Here is a 24304-nt window from a genome sequence, read left to right as displayed (position 1 = left end):
GGGCGGACCGTCAGCGGCGACGCCGCCCCACCGGACTCATCGGACCCGGAGCAACCGGCCGCCAGGCTGCGCTCGGCCCCTCGCGCACTGCGCGAGGGGCCGAGCCGCGTCCCGCCGGGGTCAGCGGCGCCGGCCCCCGCGGTCGTCCTCGTCGTCGGGGCGCGGGCCCAGGAGTTCGTCCGCCAGGGTCGGGAGGTCGTCCAGAGGGGTTTCCTCCGCCCACTCCGAGCGGCGGCGCCCGCGGGGCGCGTCGGGGTCGACCTGGGGGATCTCACGGGTGCGTTCGTTCGAGGGTTCGTCGCGGAAGATGCCCGGCGGAACCCGGTCCGCGGGATTCTCGCCCGCCGCGGCGCCGTCCCGGACCGGCGGCAGCACCGCGGTTTCATCGGCCGCGGCGGAAGCCTCCGAGTCCCGCACGGGAGGCATGACAGCGGTCTCGTCGGCCCCCCGCGCATCGCGGACCGGCGGAAGCACAGTCGTCTCTGCCGCGTCCGGGACCTTGGGAAGCACCGTCGTCTCATCGGCGCCGGGCCTCGCGACCTCCTGCGTCACCTCGTCCGGCTTCACGACCGGGGTGGGCATCGTCGTCTCGGTCGGAGAAGCCGCCGGAGCCGGGGCTGCCGACGAAGCGGCCGTAGCTGCCGCGGCTGCCGCAGCCGCCGCCTCGGCCTGACGGCGCGCCTCCTCCGCCCTCAGCAGTGCCTCTTCCGCCTTGCGCTGCTTCTCCAGGCGGCGCGCCTCCGCCTCGGCCCGCAGCCGGGACTCCTCCTCCGCCTGCTTGCGGCGGCGTTCCTCTTCCTGGCGGCGGGTCTTCTCCTCGGCCTCTCGCCGACGGCGTTCTTCCTCGGCGCGCAGGCGCGCCTCCTCCGCCCGCTGCCGGGCCTCTGCCGCCTGCCGTTCGGCCTCGCGCTGCCGCGCCTCTTCCAGCTCGCGGCGCTTGCGCTCCTCCTCCTCGGCGCGGAGCTTGGCGAGCTGTTCCTGACGCTCGCGCTCCAGGCGCTCCTCCTCAGCCTTGCGGGCGGCCTCTTCCTCGGCCTTGCGGCGTGCCTCTTCCTCGGCCGCCCTGCGTGCCTCTTCCTGGGCCTTGATCTCGGCCTCGGACAGGGGCAGCAGCTGGTCGAGACGGTGCCGTACGACGGTGGCGACCGACTCGGGCTCCTGGCCCGCGTCGACCACGAGATAGCGTCCGGGATCGGCCGCGGCCAGCGTCAGGAATCCGGCACGTACCCGCTGGTGGAACTCCGCGGGCTCGGACTCCAGCCGGTCCGGCGCCTCGGTGAAGCGCTCGCGCGCGGTCTGCGGGGAGACGTCCAGCAGTACGGTCAGGTTCGGCACGAGGCCGTCCGTGGCCCACCGCGAGATACGGGCGATTTCGGTCGGCGACAGATCGCGGCCCGCGCCCTGGTATGCGACCGACGAGTCGATGTAACGGTCCGAGATGACGATCGCTCCGCGCTCCAGCGCCGGGCGGACCACCGAGTCGACGTGCTCGGCGCGGTCGGCCGCGTACAGCAGTGCCTCCGCGCGATTCGACAGACCGGCCGACGAAACGTCGAGCAGGATCGAGCGCAGCCGCTTGCCGATGGGCGTCGCGCCGGGCTCGCGGGTGACGACCACCTCGTGGCCCTTGGCGCGGATCCACTGGGCGAGTGCTTCGACCTGGGTGGACTTTCCGGCTCCGTCGCCGCCTTCCACCGCGATGAAGAAACCGTTCGCCGCGGGTGCCTGCGCGGGGTCTGCGCCGCGGCGCAGCGCGTCGCCGAGGTCGCGGCGCAGCGGCACGCCCGACCGGTCGTCCGTCTTGGCGAGAACGATCACCGCGACGGGCAGCAGCAGCGCGCCGACGAGCATCAGCGTGAACGCAGCCCCGCCGTGCGCGAAGACGAAGTCGCCGCTGGCCAGCCGGTGCGGCCCGATCGCGGCGGAGAGCAGCGGCGCGGCGATCGCGGCGAGCGCGATGGCGACGCGTACGACCGCTTGGAGGTGCTCGTTGATCCGGGCCCGCCGGAACTCCTCGGTCTCCTGGTCGATGAGCGTGTGCCCGGTGGCGGCGGCGACACCGGCCGAGAAGCCCGCGATTGCCGCGATGAACAGCACGGTGGCGGTGTCCGGCACCAGCCCCATCGCCAGCAGCCCGATACCCGTCGACGCGAGCGCGAGGGCGAGCAGCCGGCGCCGGGAGAGCGAGGGCAGCACGGCCTTGGCGCCGCGGATGCCGAGCCCGGTGCCGCCGATCAGCGCGAGGATGAGCAGGGCGAAGGCCGCGGGACCGCCGCCGAGGTCCGCGGCGTGCAGGACGGCGACGGCCGCGGCGGACGCGATCGCGCCGGTGACGGCGGCGCAGGCAAGGACGAACAGCGGCAGGGCGCCGGTGCGTCCCTTGTCCGGAGCGCTCCCGGTGGCGGGCCGGCGCAGGCCCTCGAGCGGCGAACGCGGACGGGGGGTCTGCCCGCCGGGCAGCTCCACGAAATACAGAGTCGACACGGACGCGGCGAACAGGCCGGCGGCGAGGTAGGAGCCGAGAGCGGCCTGATGCAGCGAGAACCATTCGATGCCGGAGCCGAGCGCGTTGCCGACCAGCGTGGCCACCAGCAGAGCGAGGGCCGCCACGGGGATCACGGCGAAGCTGGTACGCAGCCACAGCCTGCGCAAGGCGTCGAGGTGGTCGGGCAGCGGACGTACGGCCGCGCCCTCCGGCGGGGGCGCGGGCAGCAGCGCCGGAGCGGCACCCTCCCGGGCGACGGTCCAGAACCGCTCGGCCACTCCCATGACGAACACGGTGACCAGCACCATCGCGAGCGCCTTGTCGGGCGTCCAGTCGATCCACAGGGGTGCGATGACGAGGAGGACGAGCCGTACGGCGTCCGCACCGATCATCGTCCAGCGCCGGTCGAGCGGCCCGCTCGGCGAGGTGAGCGTGGTCATCGGGCCGAGCAGTACGGCTCCGAACAGCAACGTGGCCAGTACACGCGCACCGAACACGGCGGCGACGGCGAGGGCCGCCCCGCGGTAGCCGTCCCCGAACGCGCCGGCCTGCACCGCCGCCTGGAGCGCCAGCAGTACCAGCACAAGCATTGCGAGTGCGTCCCCGACACCGCCGGTCACCTGCGCGTTCCACAGCCTCCTCAGCGGCGGGAAGCGCAGTAGGGCGCGCACGGCGCGCTCGCGTGAGTCCGCGGCAAGGGCCTCGGACGCATCGGAGTCTGAGGCAGTCTCTGCAGCGGTACTCATGACCGCCTGCTGCTCGGCTGGCTGCTCGGCTCGCGTCATCCGCCCAGCCTATCCGGAGCGACTCGCTCCCCGGAGGCCCGCCCGAACATACAGGCGTACGATGCGGGCGCTTTGCGCACAGAACGGGAATCCTCCCGCCCGCGCAAAGCGCCCTGCGCGCCCGAAGAAGTCCTACTCCTCCGTCGACGCCTTGGCCGACGCGGCAGTCTTCTTCGCCGCGGCCGCGCTCGTCGTCTTCTTGGCGGCCGTCTTCTTCGCGGTCGTCTTCTTCGCCGCTGTCGTCTTCTTCGCGGCAGTCTTCTTGGCCGTCGTCGCCTTCTTCGCCGGGGCCTTCTTCGCGGGAGCCTTCTTGGCCGTCTTCTTGACCGGTCCCTTGGCGCGCTTCTCGGCCAGCAGTTCGTAGCCGCGCTCGGGCGTGATGTCCTCGACGCTGTCGCCGGTCCGCAGGGTCGCGTTGGTCTCGCCGTCGGTGACGTACGGGCCGAAGCGGCCGTCCTTGACGACCACCGGACGCTCGCTGACGGGGTCGGTGCCCAGCTCCTTCAGCGGCGGCTTGGCGGCGGCCCGGCCCCGCTGCTTGGGCTGCGCGTAGATCGCCAGCGCCTCTTCCAGCGTGATCGTGAAGAGCTGGTCCTCGCTCTCCAGGGAGCGCGAGTCCGTGCCCTTCTTCAGATACGGGCCGTACCGGCCGTTCTGCGCGGTGATCTCGACGCCGTCCGCGTCCTTGCCCACCACACGCGGCAGGGACATCAGCTTCAGCGCGTCCTCGAGCGTGACCGTGTCCAGCGACATGGACTTGAAGAGGGAGGCCGTGCGCGGCTTGACCGCGTTCTTGCCGGTCTTCGGGGTGCCCTCGGGCAGGATCTCGGTGACGTACGGACCGTAACGGCCGTCCTTCGCGACGATCTGGTGCCCGGTGACCGGGTCCGTGCCGAGCTCGAAGTCTCCGCTCGGCTTGGCCAGCAGCTCCTCCGAGTACTCCACGGTGAGCTCGTCCGGCGCCAGGTCCTCGGGGACGTCGGCGCGCTGATGGCCCTCCGCCTCCTTCTCACCGCGCTCGATGTACGGGCCGTAACGGCCGACACGCAGAACGATCCCGTTGCCGACGGGGAAGCTGGAGATCTCCCGGGCGTCGATCGCGCCCAGGTCCGTCACCAGTTCCTTGAGGCCGCCGAGGTGGTCGCCGTCGCCGTTGCCCGCCTCAGAGGCGGCGCCGGTCGACTCGCCCACGCCGAAGTAGAAGCGCTTCAGCCACGGCACCGCCTGCGCCTCACCGCGGGCGATGCGGTCGAGGTCGTCCTCCATCCTCGCGGTGAAGTCGTAGTCGACGAGCCGGCCGAAGTGCTTCTCCAGCAGGTTGACCACGGCGAAGGACAGGAAGGACGGAACGAGCGCCGTCCCCTTCTTGAAGACGTAACCGCGGTCGAGAATGGTGCCGATGATCGAGGCGTACGTCGACGGGCGGCCGATCTCGCGCTCTTCCAGCTCCTTGACCAGCGAGGCCTCGGTGTAGCGGGCGGGCGGCTTGGTCGCGTGGCCGTCGACCGAGATCTCCTCGGCCGACAGGGCGTCGCCCTCGGCGACCTGCGGCAGGCGCCGCTCGCGGTCGTCCAGCTCCGCGTTCGGGTCGTCGGCGCCTTCCACGTAGGCCTTCATGAAGCCGTGGAAGGTGATGGTCTTGCCCGACGCGGTGAACTCGGTGTCCCGGCCGTCGCCGGCGGTGCCGCCGATCCGGACGGTGACGCTGTTGCCGACCGCGTCCTTCATCTGGGAGGCGACGGTCCGCTTCCAGATCAGCTCGTACAGCCTGAACTGGTCGCCGGTGAGTCCGGTCTCGGCGGGAGTGCGGAAACGATCACCCGAAGGGCGAATCGCCTCGTGCGCCTCCTGAGCGTTCTTGACCTTGCCGGCGTACACCCGCGGCTTCTCGGGCAGGTAGTCGGCGCCGTACAGCTGCGTCACCTGTGCCCGCGCCGCCGAGACGGCGGTGTCGGAGAGCGTGGTGGAGTCCGTACGCATATAGGTGATGAAGCCGTTCTCGTACAGCTTCTGCGCGACCTGCATGGTGGCCTTGGCCCCGAAGCCCAGCTTGCGCGAGGCCTCCTGCTGCATCGTCGTCGTACGGAAAGGAGCGTACGGAGAGCGGCGGTAGGGCTTGGACTCGACCGAGCGGACCGCGAACGACGTATCGGCGAGCGCGGCGGCCAGGGCCCGGGCGTTCGCCTCGTCCAGGTGCAGCACCTGGGCGGACTTGAGCCGCCCGTCCGAACCGAAATCGCGGCCCTGCGCGACGCGCTGCCCGTCGACCGTGTTCAGGCGGGCAGTGAAGAGGGAGGGGTCCGAGACGTCGCCGGCCCGGCCGGTGGAGAACGTACCGGTCAGGTCCCAGTACTCCGCGGAGCGGAACGCGATGCGCTCACGCTCCCGCTCGACGACGAGCCGGGTCGCGACGGACTGGACACGCCCGGCGGACAGCCGCGGCATGACCTTCTTCCACAGGACCGGCGAGACCTCGTAGCCGTAGAGACGGTCGAGGATACGGCGGGTCTCCTGGGCGTCGACCATGCGCTGGTTGAGCTCGCGCGGGTTGGCGACGGCCTCGCGGATCGCCTCCTTGGTGATCTCGTGGAAGACCATCCGGTGGACCGGGACCTTGGGCTTGAGGACCTCGAGGAGGTGCCACGCGATGGCCTCGCCCTCGCGGTCCTCATCGGTGGCGAGGTAGAGCTCGTCGGATTGGGCGAGCTGCTCCTTGAGCTTCCTGACCTGCGCCTTCTTGTCGGCATTGACGACGTAGATCGGCTGGAAGTCGCGCTCGACGTCGACGCCGAGGCGGCGCACCTCACCGGTGTACTTCTCCGGGACTTCGGCGGCGCCGTTCGGCAGGTCGCGGATGTGCCCGACGCTCGCCTCGACAACATAGCCGGGGCCGAGGTAACCCTTGATCGTCTTCGCCTTGGCAGGCGACTCGACGATCACGAGTCGGCGGCCGCCCTGTGCGGTCTCGCTGGTCGGGGACAACTTCGCTCTTCTCTCCGGTCGACGCTCGATGGGCGCTCACGGCAGTACGGCACTGCTGCGGCGCTGCTGTCGCTGCGGAGTGTGACGGTACAACCCGCCCCCGTGTCAAACGGCAAAAGCCCGCAACGGCCACTCGAACGGTAACCCGACTCCAGCCATTCCTGCCGCCCGGACCGGCAGGTCGTCGGCCGGGGGCCCGGTCAGAGGCGGCCGAAGCACCACACCCCGAGAGCGAGGAAGACCACGCCGAAAAGCGTCCCGAAAGCGACGGCCGTGGGGGCGCTCACTCCATGGGCGACGGGCGCGCGGTGCAGAAGACGCATCCCCGTCCACAGCAGCAGTGCGCCTCCGAACAGCGCGAATGCCGTCCCGGCGAAGATCGCCGGCCCGCTCTCCATGTCCGTACCCGGTCCTTCCCTGGCGCCGAGGTGTGCTCGGACCGAGGCTGGCACCTGCGGGCGTCGTGAGCACGAACTGCGGGTGAACGGAGTGTGGGTTCACCCACACGGTCGCGGGCGGTGACGGGAATCATGCGGGAAGCCGCCGGGAAACAGGCGGGTGAAGCCGCCGCAAACCGAACATTGGCCGGATTTCCCTCATGAAGCGGCCGGTTCCAGGAACCCCTCCTCCACCAGCAGCCGTAGTGCCTGCGGCGTACGGTCACGCAGCAGCACCGGGTCCTCGTCGATCAACTGGGCGATCGCATCCAGAATCCGCCCCGCGCTCAGCGTCCCGTCGCACACCCCCGCGAAACCCGCCCCGACCGTGTCGACCTTGGTGGCGCGCCGCATGCCGCGGTTCTGGCGCAGCACCACATGCTCGGGGTCCTCGGCGCCGGGCAGCCCGACCTGCTCCTGCACGACTTCCGGCGCCAGCGTGAAGTGCTCGGCGAGCAGCGCCGCGTCGTCGTGCGTGCGCAGATAGTCCTGCCGGTCGAAATGGGCCCGCACACTGCCGCCGAGGGGCTGCTCGACAGGGTGCGGCCACTCCTCGGTGACGATCGACGGGCGCTCGGCACCGGACTTGCGCAGCGTGATCCAGCCGAAGCCGACCGCCTTGGTCCTGCGCGCCTCGAACTCGTCCAGCCACGCGTCGTACCGCACCGCGTACTGCGCCGGGTCGGCGCGGTGGTCACCGCTGTCGCGCAGCCACAGCTCGGCGTACTGCGTCACGTCCTGCACCTCGCGCTGCACGATCCAGGCGTCGCAGCCGCGGGGCACCCAGGAGCGCAGCCGCTCCTGCCAGTCCTCCCCCTCAACGTGCTGCCAGTTGGCGAGGAACTGCGCATAGCCCCCGTCGTTCAGCCTCGCTCCCGCCTGCTGAACGAGCGAGCGGCACAGGTCGTCTCCGCCCATCCCGCCGTCGCGGTAGGTCAGCCGGGCACCGGGAGAGATGACGAACGGCGGATTCGACACGATCAGGTCGTAGGTGTCGTCCCCGACCGGCTCGAAGAGCGAACCCTCACGCAGCTCGGCCTCCTGCGCTCCGGAGAGCGCGAGCGTGAGCCGGGTGAAGTCCAGCGCGCGGGGATTGAGATCGGTGGCCGTCACCCGCGTCGCATGCTGGGTCGCGTGCAGCGCCTGGACACCGGAACCGGTGCCCAGGTCGAGCGCGGCGGTCACCGGCATCCGCACGGTGATACCGGCGAGCGTGGTGGACGCTCCGCCGACACCGAGAACGACTCCCTCGCCCTGGCCGCTCGCACCGCCCGCGCCGCCGACCGCACAGCCGAGGTCGGACACGATGAACCAGTCCTGGCTCTCCGGGCCGCCGTACGGCCGGACATCCACGGTGGCCCGGATCTCGTCGCCGTCGCGCACCACCCAGCCGCCGGCGAGGCACTCCTGCAACGGAAGTGCTGCTCGCGCCCGCTCGTACGGCACGGGGCACTGGAGCAGAAACAGCCGTACGAGCGTCTCCAGGGCGCTGTCGCCGCGCGTGGCGCGCAGGGCGGGCACGGTCTCGCTGCGGGCCAGCGCGGCATACGCGGGTGCGCCGAGCAGATCGAGCAGTCCGTCGGCGGTGAAGGCGGCGGCGAGCAGAGCTTCGCGGAGCCGGGGCGAGTGGTCGGGCGCGGGGAGGCTGGTCGTACTCACCCGCCCATTGTGGCCGTAGCCACCGGCGAACGCCGCACGGCCCGGCCCCTGTGCGGGGGGACCGGGCCGTGAGCCTGTACTTGTGGCGGCTGCGCGCCTGCATGTGCGGCGGCTGCGCGCCTACGACTTGGCGGAGCGTGACGCCGACGCGGACGGGGAAGCCGCCACCTTGCTGGGTGACGGGGTCGAGGACGCGCCCGGCGCCGGGCTCGCAACCTTCACCCTCTTGCAGCCCGGCTGCTTCGCCATGGCCTTGCCGACTTCGCTCTGTGCCAGCTTCTCCAGCGCGGCGTTGTCCATCCGGTCGATCCTCTTCAGGCCGTCCGCGATCTCCTGCAGGCCGTCCGCGAACTTCTGCTGGTCCTTCGGGTCGAGACTGTCGACCTTCTTCTTCAGCTCGAGATACGCCTTGGCGGTGGTGTCGAACTCCTTGGCGGCGTCCTGCTGGAGCTTCTCGCCGGTGTCGACCGGCGGCGTACCGGCGTTCCTGACCGCCTGGGCCAGAGCCTTGTCGACGTCGGCGATGTCCTGGAAGGCCTTGGAGTCGGCGGCCTGGATGTCGGCCGGTTTGCCGTCGGCGGCCGTCGAGGCGATGGCCTGCTGGGCGGCTGCTCTCTTCTGGAACTGCGGCTGGGCCTGGTCGCAGAACTTCTTGGCCCAGGCGTCCACCTTGTCGTTGCCGTCGTCCGTGCAGCCCGACAGCGCCAGTACCAGTACCGCACCGCCGGACAGTGCGGCTGCAAGCTTCTTGTTCAACGGATCGGTCCCTTCCGAGGCTCTCGGCCCCGGAACATACACGCCGAATGGGCGACGGCCGCATGCCGTACGTCCGGTCAATGGGCTATTGCAGCCATTTGCACCAAGGGAGACAAGGCTCACCCGGGAGCGGACGAACGGGCGGGCAGCGCATCAACACGCGCTGCCCGCCCGGTCTTTGAGCCTTCGAACCGTGAACTTTCGAAGGCTCGGGGTGACGTCAGGAAACCACCGCCGGATCGGGCTTCTTCGCGCTCCGCTCCGCGGAGTTGCCTTCGTCACCCACGGCGATACCGCGCCGCTTGGAGACGTACACGGCTCCGACGATGACCAGGATCGCGAGCACCGCGACGACCGCCCGTACGCCCGCGCTGGCATCGTCCCCGTAGCTGAACTGGACGACCGCGGGCGCAATCAGCAGCGCCACCAGGTTCATCACCTTCAGCAGGGGGTTGATGGCAGGACCCGCGGTGTCCTTGAACGGGTCACCCACCGTGTCACCGATGACCGTCGCGGCATGCGCCTCGCTCCCCTTGCCGCCGTGGTGGCCGTCCTCGACCAGCTTCTTGGCGTTGTCCCACGCGCCACCGGAGTTGGCGAGGAAGACGGCCATCAGCGTGCCCGTGCCGATCGCGCCGGCGAGGAACGAGCCGAGCGCCCCGACGCCGAGCGAGAAGCCGATCGCGATCGGGGTCAGTACGGCGAGCAGGCCGGGCGTGGTCAGTTCGCGCAGGGCGTCCTTGGTGCAGATGTCGACGACGCGCCCGTACTCCGGCTTCTCGGAGTAGTCCATGATCCCGGGGTGCTCACGGAACTGCCGCCGCACCTCGTAGACCACGGCGCCCGCGGAGCGGGACACCGCGTTGATCGCGAGCCCGGAGAAGAGGAAGACGACCGCGGCGCCGAGGACCAGTCCCACCAGGTTGTTGGGCTGCGAGATGTCCATCACCAGATTCATCGGCGCGCCGTCGCCGACCTTCTCTCCGACCTCCCGGGCCGCGGTCGCGATGGCGTCGCGGTAGGACCCGAAGAGTGCCGCTGCCGCGAGAACGGCGGTGGCGATGGCGATGCCCTTGGTGATGGCCTTGGTGGTGTTGCCGACGGCGTCCAGGTCGGTGAGGACCTGGGCGCCCGCACCCGTGACGTCACCGGACATCTCGGCGATGCCCTGGGCGTTGTCGGAGACCGGACCGAAGGTGTCCATGGCGACGATGACGCCGACGGTGGTGAGCAGGCCGGTGCCGGCCAGCGCCACAGCGAAGAGCGCCAGCATGATCGACGTACCGCCGAGCAGGAACGCCCCGTAGACAGCGAGGCCGATCAACAGCGCGGTGTAGACGGCGGATTCGAGGCCGATGGCAATACCGGCCAGCACGACGGTCGCAGGTCCGGTGAGCGAGGACTTGCCGATGTCGCGCACGGGACGCCGGTTGGTCTCGGTGAAGTACCCGGTCAGCTGCTGGATCAGCGCGGCCAGCACAATGCCGATGGCGACGGCCACGAGCGCCAGGACGCGCGGGTCGCCGTCGTGCGCCCTGACCACGGCGTCGGTGACACCGGTCAACTCGGCGTAGGACGAAGGCAGATAAGTGAAGGCCGCAAGCGCCACCAGAGCAAGCGAGATCAGCGCGGAGATGAAGAAACCGCGGTTGATGGCGGTCATCCCGCTGCGATCGGCGCGCCGCGGGGCGACCGCGAAGATGCCGATCATCGCGGTGACCACGCCGATCGCCGGCACGATCAACGGGAAGGCGAGTCCGGCGTTGCCGAAAGCCGCCGTGCCGAGGATGAGCGCCGCGACAAGCGTGACGGCGTACGACTCGAACAGGTCGGCAGCCATACCCGCGCAGTCACCCACGTTGTCGCCCACGTTGTCGGCGATGGTGGCGGCGTTGCGGGGGTCGTCCTCGGGGATGCCCTGCTCGACCTTGCCGACGAGGTCGGCGCCGACGTCGGCGGCCTTGGTGAAGATGCCGCCGCCGACACGCATGAACATGGCGATGAGTGCGGCGCCGAGGCCGAAGCCCTCGAGCACCTTGGGAGCGTCCGCCGCGTAGACGAGAACCACGCAGGAGGCACCGAGCAGGCCGAGGCCCACCGTGAACATGCCGACCACGCCTCCCGTTCGGAAAGCGATCTTCATGGCCTTGTGCGCGACGGCTGTCAGATCCTTTTCCGGCTCGCCTTCCCTCGGCGTCGCCTCACGCGCGGCCGCGGCCACACGCACATTGGCTCGTACGGCAAGACGCATGCCGATGTATCCGGTGGCTGCCGAGAAGAGCGCGCCCACCAGGAAGAACACCGAACGCCCGGCCCGCTGTGACCAGTCGTCGGCCGGAAGAAGCATCAGCAGGAAGAACACCACGACGGCGAAGATGCCGAGCGTGCGCAACTGCCGTGCGAGATAGGCATTTGCGCCTTCCTGCACCGCTGCCGCGATCTTCTTCATGGAATCGGTGCCCTCGCCGGCGGCCAGCACCTGGCGCACCAGCAGCTGGGCGACGACCAGCGCCGCCAGCGCGACGGCCGCGATGACAAAGACGATCAACCGGTTGTCGTCCGTGAGTACCGCTGCGGCGAGAGAAGTGGGTTGATCGATCAGTTCAGGGTTGAAGAGCCCCGCCATTCGTCCTCCTTGACGCTCAGAGCTCAAGATGTGGACGGATTGTAGGGAGCGGAACCTGATCAAAACAGTGCGCGGTAAATGTAATTGACCTTGACTTGCTACTCAGCAAATGATCGCGCCCTGAAACTGGCCCCGAAAGCAGTAATGGGGCAAAAGCATTGACGCTTGATCGACGATCTAGGAAATGCGAAAGAGGCCCTGCTCAGCAGGACCCCTTTCGGATCAAAATGACTGAAGAATCAAAAGATCAATAGGCTGAACGGGTGATGGAGGAATGGCAGGGCTGCGATCGGCCGAACGGGTGAGTGGCGGAACGAACGGCCGAAGGGCGACGGGTCGCCGTCAGCGCGTCGCGGCACCCGGCGTCACCGGCCAGCTCATCCGGATCACCCCGCCGTCGTCGGTGGAGGAGACCTCCACGTCGTCGACGAGGCCGCTGATCACGGCGAGGCCCATCTGATCCTCGCCCTCGCCGTCCACGTCCTCGTCCGCCGTGGAACGCACGCCGGGGACGTCCGTGGCCCCGCCCACCGCGCTCGGGACCTCGTCACCGACCTCGATGGAGAAGGTCTTCTCCTCCTCGGACAGCACGACCCTGACCGGGGCGGTGATGCCATGGCTGCGATGCAGCCCGACCGCGCGACTGCATGCCTCACCCACCGCGAGCCGGACCTCGTCCAGCACCGCCTCGTCGACCCCGACCCGGCGAGCCACGGCAGCGGCCACGAGACGGGCCGTCCTGACGTGCTCCGGCTGGGCACTGAAGCGGAGCTCAACGGTGGCCATGCAAGATCCCCCTCGGACGTACGAGCGTGCCTCTCAGGGGCCCGGGCTGGATGCCCGGTGCCCCTCCTGCTTCCGACAGTCGCCGGCCGACGTCAGTCGGTCGCGGCGACGGCTTCGTCGACCGTGGTGTGGATGGGAAACACCTTGGTCAGGCCCGTGATCCGGAAGATCTTGAGAATGCGCTCCTGGTTGCAGACCAGGCGCAGCGACCCCTCGTGCGCACGCACACGCTTGAGGCCGCCCACGAGCACGCCGAGGCCGGTGGAGTCGAGGAAATCCACGCCCTCCATGTCGACAATCAGGTGGTAGTTGCCGTCGTTCACCAACTCGACCAACTGCTCCCGCAGCTTGGGCGCGGTATACACATCAATCTCGCCACCGACCTCGCCGACCGTACGGTCGCCACCAGGGCCGGACACATTGCGAGTCGACAGGGACAGGTCCACGGATCCTCCAGCACCTTGCTATCGGGCGCCCGTCCCTCAGGACTCCCCGACGGAGCCGGAGAACGGTCGCCAGCCGCCATGGCATTCAATCACTTACCAGCAGCCATGCACGACGCCTTGGGACCATTGTCCGTCACGCCAGTGCGACACTCGGTGCCGATGGCCAAGAAAGTTCGTCCCAGTCGACCTCCCGAGAGCGGGGAAACCCGCCCCTCCCCCGGTACGGTCCTCGACCGGCTCACCGCAGGGGCGAACCGGGCTGCGCGCATCACTCATACGGAGCACCTGCCCCCGCGACCGGGCAGGCATGCCGTCTGGCCGGACCGCATCCGGGCGGAAGTGATCAACGCCATCCAGCAGGCCGGCATCGACCACCCGTGGGCCCACCAGGCGACCGCCGCCGAGCACGCCCTGGACGGCGAGTCGGTCGTGATCGCCACCGGCACCGCCTCCGGCAAGTCCCTGGCCTATCTCGCGCCCGTCCTCAGCACCCTGCTCGACGGGTCCGAGGCCGCGAACGGCCGGGGCGCCACCGCCCTGTACCTCGCGCCGACCAAAGCCCTCGCCGCCGACCAGTGCCGCGCCGTGAAGGCCCTTGCCGCGCCCCTCGGCAACCGCGTCCGCCCCGCTGTCTACGACGGCGACACCCCCGTCGAGGAACGTGAGTGGGTCCGGCAGTACGCCACCTACGTCCTCACCAACCCGGACATGCTCCACCGCGGGATACTCCCGTCCCACCCGCGCTGGTCCTCCTTCCTGCGCTCCCTGCGCTATGTCGTGATCGACGAGTGCCACACCTACCGGGGCGTCTTCGGCTCCCACGTCGCCCAGGTGCTGCGCCGCCTTCGCCGCGTATGCGCCCGCTACGGCGCGAACCCGGTCTTCCTGCTCGCCTCCGCCACCGCGGCGGAACCCTCACAGGCCGCCGGCCGGCTGACCGGTCTGCCCGTCCAGGAGGTCGCCGACGACGCCTCCCCGCGCGGCGAGCTCGTCTTCGCTCTCTGGGAGCCGCCACTCACCGAGCTCCACGGCGAGAAGGGCGCCCCGGTCCGCCGCACCGCGACCGCCGAGACCGCCGATCTGCTCACCGATCTGACCGTGCAGGGCGTCCGCAGCGTCGCCTTCGTACGCTCGCGGCGTGGCGCCGAGCTCATCTCCGTGATCGCGAAGGAAAGGCTGGCCGAGGTCGACCGCTCCCTGCCCCGGCGTGTCGCCGCCTACCGCGGCGGCTACCTCCCCGAGGAACGCCGCGCCCTGGAACGAGCACTGCACTCCGGCGAGCTCCTCGGCCTGGCCGCCACCACCGCGCTCGAGCTGGGCGTGGACGTGTCCGGCCTCGATGCCGTCGTGATCGCCGGCTATCCCGGCACCCGTGCCTCCCTGTGGCAGCAGGCGGGCCGGGCAGGACGCTCGGGCCAGGGTGCCCTGGCCGTCCTCGTGGCCCGCGACGACCCGCTGGACACCTTCCTCGTCCACCACCCCGAAGCGCTCTTCCAGCAGCCGGTGGAGTCCACGGTCCTCGACCCGGACAACCCGTATGTCCTCGCCCCCCATCTGTGTGCGGCGGCGGCCGAACTCCCTCTCACGGAGACCGATCTGGAGCTCTTCGGCCCGGCCGCCGCCGGTCTGGTGCCTCAGCTCGAAGCCGCGAAGCTGCTGCGCCGGCGCACCTCCGGCTGGCACTGGACCCGGCGTGAACGGGCCGCCGATCTCACCGACATCCGCGGCGGGGGCGGGCGCCCGGTGCAGATCGTCGAGGCCGCCACCGGCCGGCTGCTCGGAACGGTCGACGAGTCGGCCGCCCACACCGCCGTCCACGACGGAGCCGTCCACCTCCACCAGGGCCGTACGTATCTGGTGAAGCACCTCGACCTGGAGGACTCGGCAGCCCTCGTCGAAGAGGCCGACCCTCCGTACTCGACCACTGCCCGCGACACCACCTCCATCTCCGTGCTCGAGACCGACACCGAGATCCCGTGGGGCGACGGGCGCCTGTGCTTCGGCTCCGTCGAAGTCACCAACCAGGTCGTCTCCTTCCTGCGCCGCAAACTCATCACCGGCGAGGTCCTCGGCGAGTCGAAGCTCGACCTCCCGCCCCGCACCCTGCGTACCCGGGCCGTGTGGTGGACGGTCACCGAGGACCAGCTGGACGCCGCCCGGGTGAACCCGGAACAGCTGGGCGGTGCCCTCCACGCCGCCGAGCACGCCTCCATCGGCATGCTGCCGCTGTTCGCCACCTGCGACCGCTGGGACATCGGCGGGGTCTCCGTCCCGCTGCACCCCGACACGCTGCTGCCCACGGTCTTCGTCTACGACGGCCACCCGGGCGGCGCGGGCTTCGCCGAGCGGGCCTTCCACACGGCCCGCGAGTGGCTGACCGCGACCCGTGAGGCCATCGCCTCCTGCGAGTGCGAGGCGGGCTGCCCGTCCTGCATCCAGTCCCCCAAGTGCGGCAACGGCAACGATCCCCTGCACAAGCGGGGCGCGGTCCGTCTGCTCACGGAACTCCTCCGCGAAGCCCCGGCCGCCCCTGCTGAGCCCCCGCAGCCCGGGGACCCGGCCACCCCGGGCCGGCCGCCGCAGCCCACGGACCCAGCTGTCCCGGCCGAGCCTCCGGAGCCCGGGGACCCGGCCGCACCTGGCGAGCCGTCGCAGCCCACGGACCGGGAAGACCGTGCGCGCCCGGGCCGGCCTCCGCAGTCGAGGCAGCCCGGGGGCCCTGGAGCTGCGGCGGGCCCGCCCGGGACCTGATCGTCGGGGCGTACGGGCCGAAGCGCGCCTGCGCCGTCACATCGGCGATCTCGCCCGTCACGGCGCACCGCACCACCTCCGCGCCCTGTGCTTGGGCCACCGCTGCCGCCTTCCCGCAGGCGATGGCCGCACCCCGCAGCGCGTGGTCGGCCGCGGCCAGCGCCGCCAGATCGGCGGCGGCGCCCGCGCGATGCCGGGCGACCACGGCCTGGCCCATCGCGAGCACCACCGCGAAGACCGCACACAGTGCCGTGGCCGCCATCGCCACCCACACGGTCGCCGACCCCCGATCCCGATTCACGGCGCCACCCCCAAAGCCCCCGGCGCCAGAACCGGTACGGCGGCGCCCCTGGCCTCGGTTCCCTCGGGCGCGGTGTCCTCGGCCGGCGCGGCCGCCTCCGCGCCGAGCGTGAGGGCCAGCGGGCCGGGCCCCGCCGTGTCCGCCTCGACGCGCACCCGCCACAGGTCTCCGGCCCTTGTGAGGCTGACCCGGGCGCCACTCGGAGCCGCGGACCGGGCGGCGGCGACGGCCGCCGCCCGCGGTTCCGACCTGGCCGCCGCACGGGCTCCCGCCCGCGCCGCATCGACACACTGGATCTGCGCACAGGCAGCCATCAGGGCCCACACCAGGGCTACGGCGAACAGCACCAGAGCCGGTACCGCAACGGCCGCCTCCGCCGTCACGGATCCTCGGTCACGGGCGTCAGAACTGCGCATTGAGCGCTTTTCCGATCACCGATTCGAGCGCGCCCGAGACGGTCCCGCTGGTGACGATCTTGTACAGGACGGCCGCGAACGCACAGGCGGCGATCGTCCCCATCGCATACTCGGATGTCGTCATCCCCTTGTCCGTACGCCACTTGCCCGTGAACCGGGCGTCCGTACGCATCCTGCGCGCGAGCCGGCGCAGTCGTCCTCGCATCGTCGTCCACATGTTCAACCCCAACTTCTCGCTGTTGATCGGTCAGTTGCCGTGCAGCAGGCCGCCCGCCAGAGCGATCACCACGGGCGCCACCCCGATCGCCAGAAACGCGGGCAGGAAGCACAGCCCCACCGGCGCGGTGATCAACACCTGCGCCCTTCGGCCACGGATGGCCACCGTCCGGGCCCGGTCGGCCCGGAAGCGCTCCGCCAGCCGCGCCACCGGCTCCGACGCCGGCGCTCCCGTGGAGTCGGCACGCTCCAGGCAGTGGGCCATCGGCCCGGCACCCGGTATCCGGCCGAACCACCCCCAGGCCTGGGCCGGTTCACCGCCGAGTCGCAGCTCGGCGGCCACCCGCGCCAGCCGCTCGCCGACCGGTCCGCCCAGGGACTCCCCCACCGCCTCCGCCGCCTCGCGTGGAGCGGCTCCGGCCGAGATGCATGCGGCCAAGAGGTCTGCGGCGAGCGGCAGTTGTCGTACCGAACCGGTAGGGCCTGCCCCCGTGTCCATGTCCGTGACACGGACAGCGACAGCGGTGCCTTCGTCCGCGCCCGCAGCCGCCGCACCCTGGATCTGCCCCCGCCGCCGCTGCCGGCGCCACACCCCATACGCCCCGGCCGCTCCCACCACAGCGCCGATCACCCCACCGGCAAGAACAAACCCGACGAGCATCGCCCCCGCGGGCCCCGCCCAGCGTCTGGCCCATTCTCCGTACTCCGGCCGCCATCGGCGCCGTGAGCGCTGCAGCGACAGCAGCGCTGCAGCCCTTGTGCGCACCTGGCGTTCACGCCGCCGGGCCGCGATCGCGAGGGCCAGGCACGCCGCCGCGGCGAGCACCGACACCGCCGTCCCCAGGCTGTGCCCGGCATCCCCGGTCATGCCTCCTCCCCGGTCCGCACGATCCGCGCGGCCCAGCAGAGACCCGCCGTCTCCAGCAGTCCGCCGATCACCAGGCACCCGATCCCCGCCGGAGTGTGGAAAAGCACCTTCAAAGGGTCCGCCCCGAGCGCCGCCCCCATCGCCAGGCCGGCCACCGGAAGCAACGCCAGAAGCACGATCGTCGACCAGGCCCCGGCCAACTGGGCACGCAGGTCCTCCCGCTGGTCCCGCTCGGCCCGCAGCGCCGCCTCCAGCCGGTCGAGCCCCGCGGCCAGCCCCGCGCCGCTGTCCACGGCCACCCGCCAGCAGGCCGCCACTCCCGCCAGCCCGTCCGCGCCCGGCTCCCCCGCCGCTTCTCGCAGCGCCTGCGGCACATCTCCCCCGAAACGGGCTGCCGCCAGGACCCCGGCCTCCGCGCCGCCCAGGACACCCGTGGACCTGACAGCCGACAGCAAAGCCTGTCCCGGCTGCAGCCCGGCCCGCAGCTCGCTCGCCACCGCGCCGCACAGCCCGATGACCCCCTCGGCCCGCCGCTCCTCCTCCTTCCGGCGCTTCACGGCACGCAACCGCCGCCGCGCCAACGGCACCGCCAACGCCCCTGCGACCAGGGGCAGGAGTGACTCCCCGAGCACGGCGAGCACCATCCCGACCGGGACACACAGCCACTCCCGCCGCTGCCTGATCACAGGCAGTACCCGCTCCCACGACCACCACGGAGGCATCTGCACCGGGCCGCCCCCAGCGAACAGCAGCCGCGCCCGCCGCAGGCCCTGGTCCCGACCGCCCACGAACCAAGCGGCGGCCCCCGCACACACCGCCGTCGCGCACATCGATGCGATGGCCGTCACAGCGCAGCCCCGATCAGCAAGCGCAGCCGCTCCCAGCCCTGCTGGTGGACGAAGCCCTCCGCACCCCACCGCAGCGCGGGCACCGTGACCACCAGTCCCGCCGTATCCCGCTCCAGCACACGGACCTCGTCGATCCGCCGTCGGCCTGCCCCGTCCCGTACGAGATGGATCACCACGGAGAGGGCAGCTGCCAATTGGCTGTGCAGCGCCGCCCGGTCGAGCCCCGCCGCCGTACCCAGCGCCTCCAGGCGGGCCGGCACATCCGCCGCCGCATTGGCGTGCACGGTGCCGCAGCCGCCCTCGTGACCGGTGTTGAGCGCGGCGAGCAGCTCGGTGACCTCCGCGCCGCGTACCTCACCGACGACCAGCCGGTCGGGCCGCATACGCAGGGCCTGGCGCACCAGGTCCTGCAGAGTCACCCGCCCCGCCCCCTCTTGATTGGCGGTGCGCGACTCCAGTCGCACCACATGCGGATGGTCGGGCTTGAGCTCCGCCGAATCCTCGGCCAGCACGATGCGCTCCCGCTCCCCCACCAGCCCCAGCAGGCTGGACAGCAGGGTCGTCTTGCCCGAGCCCGTGCCACCGCTGATCAGGAACGAAAGCCTGGCCTCGATCAGCGCCCGCAGCACACGGTCCCCGCCCGGCGGCATCGTCCCCGCCGCGACGAGCTCGCCCACCGTGAACGCCCTGGGCCGCACCACACGCAGCGACAGGCACGTCGACCCCACCGCCACCGGCGGGATCACCGCGTGCATCCGCGTCCCGTCCGGCAGCCGTGCGTCCACCCAGGGCCTCGCGTCGTCCAGCCGCCGCTCGGCCACAGCGGCGAGCCGCTGGGCCAACCGCCGTACCGACGCAGCGTCCGCGAAGGTCACCCGGGTGAGCTCAAGTCCCCGGCCCCGGTCCACCCACACACGGTCGGGTGCGGACACCAGCACATCCGTCACGGCCGGATCCGCCAGCAACGGCTCCAGCGGCCCCGTGCCCACCAGCTCGCAGCGCAACTGCTCGGTGCCGCCGAGCACTTCGGCGTCACCCAGCAGCCGTCCCTGCGCCCTCAGGGCCGCTGCCACCCGCGCCGGGGTGGGTTCGGCCCCGCTCTCCGCGAGCCGCTGCCGTACGGCATCGAGCAGTCCCGCGCTCATGAGTCCCCACCCCCCGCCAGCGCCCGATCCCAGAACGCCGTGCAGAACCTGGCGAGCGGCCCGCGTCCGCCGCCCGGCGGAGCTCCGCCGTCCTGTGCGGCCAGCAGCCCCGCCTCCAGGGGCAGTTCACCGGCGAGCGGCAGCCCCAGGGCGCCTGCCACCCATTGCTCGTCCAGCCCCGCGGCGTACGGCCCGCGCACCACCGCGCGCAGGTCCGGGAGCACCATGCCCACGGTCGAAGCCACCCGGTTCGCCGCGGCGACCGCACGCAGTTCGCCCGGCACCACCAGCAGCCCCAGATCCAGCTGGGCCAGCGCCTCCGCCACCCCCTCGTCGACCCGGCGCGGCAGGTCCACGACCACCACCCCGCCGCGCCGGCGCGCGGCGGCCAGTACCGACCGCATCGCCTCCGGCGGGATGACCACCGAATCGCCGCGGTCCCAGCTGAGCACCCTCAGGGCATGGAGCTCGGGAAGCGACTCCTCGAGCGCCCCGCCCGCGACTCGCCCTTTGGACGCGGCGAAATCAGGCCATCGCCTGCCCTCGGCCTGTTCACCGCCGAGCAGCACATCGAGCCCTCCGCCCAGCGGATCGCCGTCCACCAGCATGGTGCGCCGGCCGCTGCGCGCCGATGTCACCGCCAGTGCGCACGCCAGCGTCGACGCTCCGGCGCCACCGCGCCCGCCGATCACGCCGACGGTCAGCGCCTGACGCCCGACGCCCTCGACGACATCGGCGATCCGGTCGACGAGCCAGCTCTCCGCGTCGGGCAGCCGCAACACGCAGTCGGCGCCGATCTCCACCGCACGCCGCCATACGTCCGGGTCGTCCTGGTCGCGGCCTACCAGCAGCACGCCGCGTCTGCGCGTGGCTCCGCGACAGCGCGCGGCCGCGTCGTCCCCGACGAGGACCAGAGGTGCACCCTCCCAGCTGCCTCGTCGCTCCGGCACCGAATGGTGCACATCCGGCTCGGCCCCCGCCGCGGCGCACAGCCGCAGCAGATCGTCGAGCAGGTCCATGTCCTCGGTCACGATCAGCGGTCCGTCCCGCCGGCCTTCGGCGACCGGCGGACGGTCCGATGTGAGGGATCCAGCCACGATCTCCACCCCTCCCACTGCGATCTCGCATCACAACGAGATCCGCGATTCCTTCGATCCGCGAACTCCGCGGCTGGAATGAGCGTGCAGTGCCCTGAAAAACCATGTGGATCTTGCTGAAAAACTGTGGACAACCGGCCACTTGTGAATAACTCGATCGCCCATACCGGTGACTGACGGGCCGCTCGCGGACGGACCTTCCCGCACTCCTCCGGGCGGCTCGTGCAGACTTTCCTCGATGGCTCCCGGAGAGCAGCCTTACGGCTACGCAGAGTGACAAAATCGGGGCGTCGGAGTCCGGTGCCGGCGAGGCGTGCGCGAGCCGGGACAGAGCGGGGCAGGGGCCCGAGAAGAGGAGAAAACCCCTCCGGACATGCGACGACCCCCGCCGGGGGGGAGAGCGGGGGTCGTCTCTCCGGCCGACTCGGGGGGGGAGGAGCCGGACCGGGTTAGCACGGTCGCGAACGATCCGTGACTTCCATGGTGTACCCGAGAGCCTTCTCAGGCAAACCCACGCGCCACAGCGTACGCCGAATGGCGGGCACCTATGCTCAGGCTCGTGGAAAACCACTCCTTGCCGCGCACAGCCGCCTTCTTTGACCTGGACAAGACGGTCATTGCGAAGTCATCGACTCTGACCTTCAGCAAGTCCTTCTACCAAGGCGGCCTGATCAACCGGCGCGCCGTACTGCGCACCGCCTATACCCAGTTCGTTTTTCTCGCGGGCGGTGCGGACCACGGCCAGATGGAGCGGATGCGCGAGTACCTGTCCGCGCTCTGCAAGGGCTGGAACGTCCAGCAGGTCAAGGAGATCGTCGCCGAGACGCTCCACGGCCTCATCGACCCGATCATCTACGACGAGGCGGCGTCGCTCATCGAGGAGCATCACATCGCCGGCCGGGACGTCGTCATCGTCTCCACGTCCGGCGCCGAGGTGGTGGAGCCGATCGGCGAGCTGCTCGGCGCCGACCGGGTGGTGGCCACCCGCATGGTGGTCGGCGACGACGGCTGCTTCACCGGTGAGGTGGAGTACTACGCGTACGGACCGACCAAGGCGGAGGCGGTCAGACAGCTCGCCGAGTCCGAGGGGTACGACCTGGCGCGCTGCTACGCCTACAGCGATTCGATCACCGACGTGCCGATGCTCTCCTCGGTCGGCCACCCGTACGCCGTCAACCCGGACCGGGCACTGCGCCGCGAGGCGACCGCGCGGGGCTGGCCGATCCTGTTCTTCGACCGTCCTGTCCGGCTCAAGCAGCGACTGCCCGCATTCCGGGTCCCGCCGCGTCCCGCGCTCGTCGCGGTGGCCGCCGTGGGAGCGGCGGCGGCCACGGCCGGTCTGGTCTGGTACGCCAGCCGCCGACGCGGTGGCGCTGCCGGCACCATTGCCTAGCCGAACCGGTTCGCCCTTATTTGAACCTAAAAGTAAAGAAGCACGGCCAGGACTTCCGCTTCGCCCCGTGCCGGAGTACAAAGGATTTAACGGCCCGCGAGACCAAGGACATCCGAAAGGATCACCTTTAACGCATGAAGGCCCCACGGACCGAAGCATGAAAACCGAGCACCCACGCGACGTCGACCCGTCGATTACGGGCCAGCCGCACCAGGTGACGGGCAAAGTTCCCGACCTGATGGGCAACATTACGAGGACGCATGGTAACTGGGTAGACATGCCAGCGGCGGTACCACCATTGGTACCGCCGCAACCCTGTTCCAGGGGTTTTCCGTGCGCCCGGTGATGCGGGTGAGACTCAGGCCGCGCCGCGCTGCAGCGCCTCGCACACGGCCGTCGACTCCCTGACACCGAGTTCCACCGCACGTCCGCAGTGGGCGATCCAGGCAGCCATGCCGTCCGGCGTCCCCGACAGATAGCCCTCGAAGGCCGCGACATACGCGGCACGTCCCTGCTCCGCGTGACCGACCTCGGCAGGGCAGATCGACTTCGGGTCGAGCCCGCTGCCGATCAGCACGATCCGCTCGGCCGCCCTCGCGACCAGCCCGTTGTACGAGCCGAAGGGACGCAAGGCCAGCAGTTCGCCGTGGACCACGGCCGCCGTCACGAGAGCCGGCGCCGAACCGCCCGCGATGATCAGCTCCGACAGTCCGTCCAGGCGGCCCGCCACCTCTTTCGCCTCCGGCAGCGGCGCCTCGATCAGGGGCTCGTCGACACCCTCACCGGCCAGACGCGGACGGCCCACCGTCTCGTCCTCACGCGAACCGCTCGCCGCCACCAGATGAAGCCGGGCCAGGACGCGCAGCGGCGACTGGCGCCAGATGGACAGCAGCTGTCCGGCTTCGGAGGTCAGCCGCAGTGCCGCGCCGACCGTGCGCGCCTCGGGCTCCACGCCGAAGTCGGTACGGCGGCGCACCTCCTCAAGCGCCCAGTCCGCCCCCGACAGCGCGGCGGAGGCGCGGGCGCCGCGCAGCGCGGCCTCCGAAGTGATCTCGTTGCTGCGGCGACGCATGACGCGGTGTCCGTAGACCCGGTCGACCGCCTTGCGTACGGAGTCCACCGAGTCGGCGACGCCCGGAAGGGCGCCGAGGGCGGCGAGAGGGTCGGCCGCCGAGGCATTCGTACTCATAGGTAACGAGGCTACGCGCCCTGCGCGCGCGCCCCACGTTGGAGTGGTCTTCCTCACGCAGCCCGTGCACAGCGTGCAAGCGTGGCACTACGCTAGGTGAACATGAAGATCGCTTTCGTAGGGAAGGGCGGCAGCGGCAAGACAACCCTGTCCTCGCTCTTCATCCGCCACCTGGCCGCCAATGAAGCTCCTGTCGTCGCGATGGACGCCGACATCAACCAACACCTGGGCTCCGCGCTCGGCCTCGACGAGGCGCAGTCGGCTGCGCTGCCCGCGATGGGGACGCAGCTCTCGCTGATCAAGGACTATCTGCGCGGTACGAATCCGCGGATCGCCTCCGCCGAAACGATGATCAAGACCACCCCGCCCGGGCAGGGGTCGCGGATGCTGAGGATCACCGAGGACAACCCGGTGTACGACGCGTGCGCCCGCACCGTCCGGCTCGACGACGGCGACATCCGGCTCATGGTGACCGGCCCGTTCAGCGAGTCCGATCTCGGGGTGTCCTGCTACCACTCCAAGGTGGGCGCGGTGGAGCTCTGCCTGAACCACCTTGTGGACGGCGCCGACGAGTACGTGGTCGTCGACATGACTGCCGGTTCGGACTCGTTCGCGTCCGGCATGTTCACCCGTTTCGACATGACCTTCCTGGTGGCCGAGCCGACCTGCAAGGGGGTCTCCGTCTACCGCCAGTACAAGGAGTACGCACGGGACTTCGGCATCGGTCTGAAAGTCGTGGGCAACAAGGTGCAAGGCCAGGACGACGTGGACTTCCTGCAGGACGAGGTGGGTGAGGACCTGCTCGTCACCTTCGGCCACTCCGACTGGGTGCGCGCGATGGAGAAGGGGAGGCCGCCGCGCTTCGAACTGCTGGAGGCCGGCAACCGGATGGCGCTGCAGACCCTGCAGAACGTGGCCGAGGACTCCTACGCGCTCCGCGACCCGGAGCGCTACATGCGGCAGATGGTCCATTTCCATCTGAGGAACGCGGAGAGCTGGGGGAACGCGAAGACGGGGGCCGACCTGGCAGCGCAGGTCGACCCGGCGTTCGTGCTCGGCCGGCACGCGCCGGTTCCGCAGCCCAGCTGACGCTGCCCCCGTTGTGCGGTGCGGCCCCG

18 protein-coding genes and 1 pseudogene are annotated in these 24304 nt (G+C 70.9%); 3 read left to right on the top strand and 16 right to left on the bottom strand.

All coding sequences use genetic code 11. The features are described from left to right. Positions 1-120: 120 nt before the first annotated feature. The 8 genes from tmk to ACFYWI_RS26900 all read right to left on the bottom strand — a co-directional run bounded on the left by tmk (position 121) and on the right by ACFYWI_RS26900 (position 12962). Positions 121-3270, bottom strand: a complete 3150-nt coding sequence (tmk, locus tag ACFYWI_RS26935; protein ID WP_389237313.1) for a dTMP kinase — start codon at positions 3268-3270, stop codon at positions 121-123. Positions 3271-3402: 132 nt separating this feature from the next. Then, positions 3403-6252, bottom strand: a complete 2850-nt coding sequence (gene topA / locus ACFYWI_RS26930; protein ID WP_389237311.1) for a type I DNA topoisomerase — start codon at positions 6250-6252, stop codon at positions 3403-3405. 200 nt (positions 6253-6452) lie between these two features. Further along, a complete protein-coding gene (locus ACFYWI_RS26925; protein WP_389237309.1) occupies positions 6453-6650 on the bottom strand; it encodes a hypothetical protein in 198 nt (65 codons plus the stop codon). A gap of 198 nt (positions 6651-6848) precedes the next feature. Further along, positions 6849-8348, bottom strand: coding sequence for a methyltransferase (locus tag ACFYWI_RS26920; protein WP_389237307.1), 1500 nt, complete (start codon positions 8346-8348; stop codon positions 6849-6851). Positions 8349-8468: 120 nt separating this feature from the next. Next, positions 8469-9104 carry a small secreted protein gene (locus tag ACFYWI_RS26915; protein WP_389237305.1) on the bottom strand — a complete coding sequence of 212 codons (636 nt, stop codon included), beginning with the start codon at positions 9102-9104 and terminating at the stop codon, positions 8469-8471. Positions 9105-9324: 220 nt separating this feature from the next. After that, positions 9325-11730, bottom strand: a complete 2406-nt coding sequence (locus tag ACFYWI_RS26910; RefSeq protein WP_389237303.1) for a sodium-translocating pyrophosphatase — start codon at positions 11728-11730, stop codon at positions 9325-9327. A gap of 342 nt (positions 11731-12072) precedes the next feature. After that, on the bottom strand, positions 12073-12516 hold the full coding sequence (locus ACFYWI_RS26905; protein WP_389237301.1) for an ATP-binding protein: 444 nt from the start codon (positions 12514-12516) through the stop codon (positions 12073-12075). A gap of 92 nt (positions 12517-12608) precedes the next feature. Further along, positions 12609-12962: an STAS domain-containing protein gene (locus ACFYWI_RS26900; RefSeq protein WP_389237299.1), complete on the bottom strand. Its 354-nt coding sequence runs from the start codon at positions 12960-12962 to the stop codon at positions 12609-12611. A gap of 78 nt (positions 12963-13040) precedes the next feature. On the opposite strand from ACFYWI_RS26900, the gene ACFYWI_RS26895 reads away from it, so the two are divergent. After that, entirely contained in the window at positions 13041-15713 is a 2673-nt protein-coding gene (locus ACFYWI_RS26895; protein ID WP_389237297.1) for a DEAD/DEAH box helicase, read from the top strand. Between the two features lie 40 nt (positions 15714-15753). Here the strand turns inward: ACFYWI_RS26895 and ACFYWI_RS26890 are convergent. The 7 genes and pseudogenes from ACFYWI_RS26890 to ssd form a co-directional block, all read right to left on the bottom strand. After that, a pseudogene (locus tag ACFYWI_RS26890) lies at positions 15754-15975 on the bottom strand (Rv3654c family TadE-like protein); the annotation flags it as partial. A gap of 35 nt (positions 15976-16010) precedes the next feature. After that, on the bottom strand, positions 16011-16397 hold the full coding sequence (locus ACFYWI_RS26885) for a TadE family type IV pilus minor pilin (RefSeq protein ID WP_389237295.1): 387 nt from the start codon (positions 16395-16397) through the stop codon (positions 16011-16013). Between the two features lie 19 nt (positions 16398-16416). Next, positions 16417-16647 carry a DUF4244 domain-containing protein gene (locus tag ACFYWI_RS26880; protein ID WP_389237383.1) on the bottom strand — a complete coding sequence of 77 codons (231 nt, stop codon included), beginning with the start codon at positions 16645-16647 and terminating at the stop codon, positions 16417-16419. A 30-nt stretch (positions 16648-16677) separates the two neighbouring features. Continuing rightward, positions 16678-17514 carry a type II secretion system F family protein gene (locus ACFYWI_RS26875; RefSeq protein ID WP_389237293.1) on the bottom strand — a complete coding sequence of 279 codons (837 nt, stop codon included), beginning with the start codon at positions 17512-17514 and terminating at the stop codon, positions 16678-16680. Then, entirely contained in the window at positions 17511-18344 is an 834-nt protein-coding gene (locus tag ACFYWI_RS26870) for a type II secretion system F family protein (RefSeq protein ID WP_389237381.1), read from the bottom strand. The genes ACFYWI_RS26875 and ACFYWI_RS26870 overlap by 4 nt, the downstream gene beginning before the upstream one ends. A gap of 14 nt (positions 18345-18358) precedes the next feature. Beyond that, on the bottom strand, positions 18359-19507 hold the full coding sequence (locus ACFYWI_RS26865; RefSeq protein WP_389237291.1) for a TadA family conjugal transfer-associated ATPase: 1149 nt from the start codon (positions 19505-19507) through the stop codon (positions 18359-18361). Beyond that, positions 19504-20604 (bottom strand): septum site-determining protein Ssd, encoded by a 1101-nt coding sequence (gene ssd, locus ACFYWI_RS26860; protein ID WP_389237289.1) that lies wholly within the window; start codon positions 20602-20604, stop codon positions 19504-19506. The genes ACFYWI_RS26865 and ssd overlap by 4 nt, the downstream gene beginning before the upstream one ends. 547 nt (positions 20605-21151) lie before the next feature. Between ssd and ACFYWI_RS26855 the strand changes: the two genes are divergently transcribed. Next, a complete protein-coding gene (locus ACFYWI_RS26855) occupies positions 21152-21997 on the top strand; it encodes an HAD family hydrolase (protein WP_389237287.1) in 846 nt (281 codons plus the stop codon). Between the two features lie 358 nt (positions 21998-22355). Here the strand turns inward: ACFYWI_RS26855 and ACFYWI_RS26850 are convergent, their stop codons facing one another. After that, positions 22356-23186 carry an oxidoreductase gene (locus ACFYWI_RS26850; RefSeq protein WP_389237285.1) on the bottom strand — a complete coding sequence of 277 codons (831 nt, stop codon included), beginning with the start codon at positions 23184-23186 and terminating at the stop codon, positions 22356-22358. A 102-nt stretch (positions 23187-23288) separates the two neighbouring features. On the opposite strand from ACFYWI_RS26850, the gene ACFYWI_RS26845 reads away from it, so the two are divergent. Next, a complete protein-coding gene (locus ACFYWI_RS26845) occupies positions 23289-24275 on the top strand; it encodes an ATP-binding protein (RefSeq protein WP_389237283.1) in 987 nt (328 codons plus the stop codon). The last annotated feature ends 29 nt before the right edge of the window (positions 24276-24304 follow it).

Origin of the sequence: Streptomyces sp. NPDC002889, assembly GCF_042888425.1 — a bacterium.
Lineage (GTDB): Bacteria > Actinomycetota > Actinomycetes > Streptomycetales > Streptomycetaceae > Streptomyces.
This window is presented reverse-complemented; position numbering and strand designations above follow the sequence as displayed.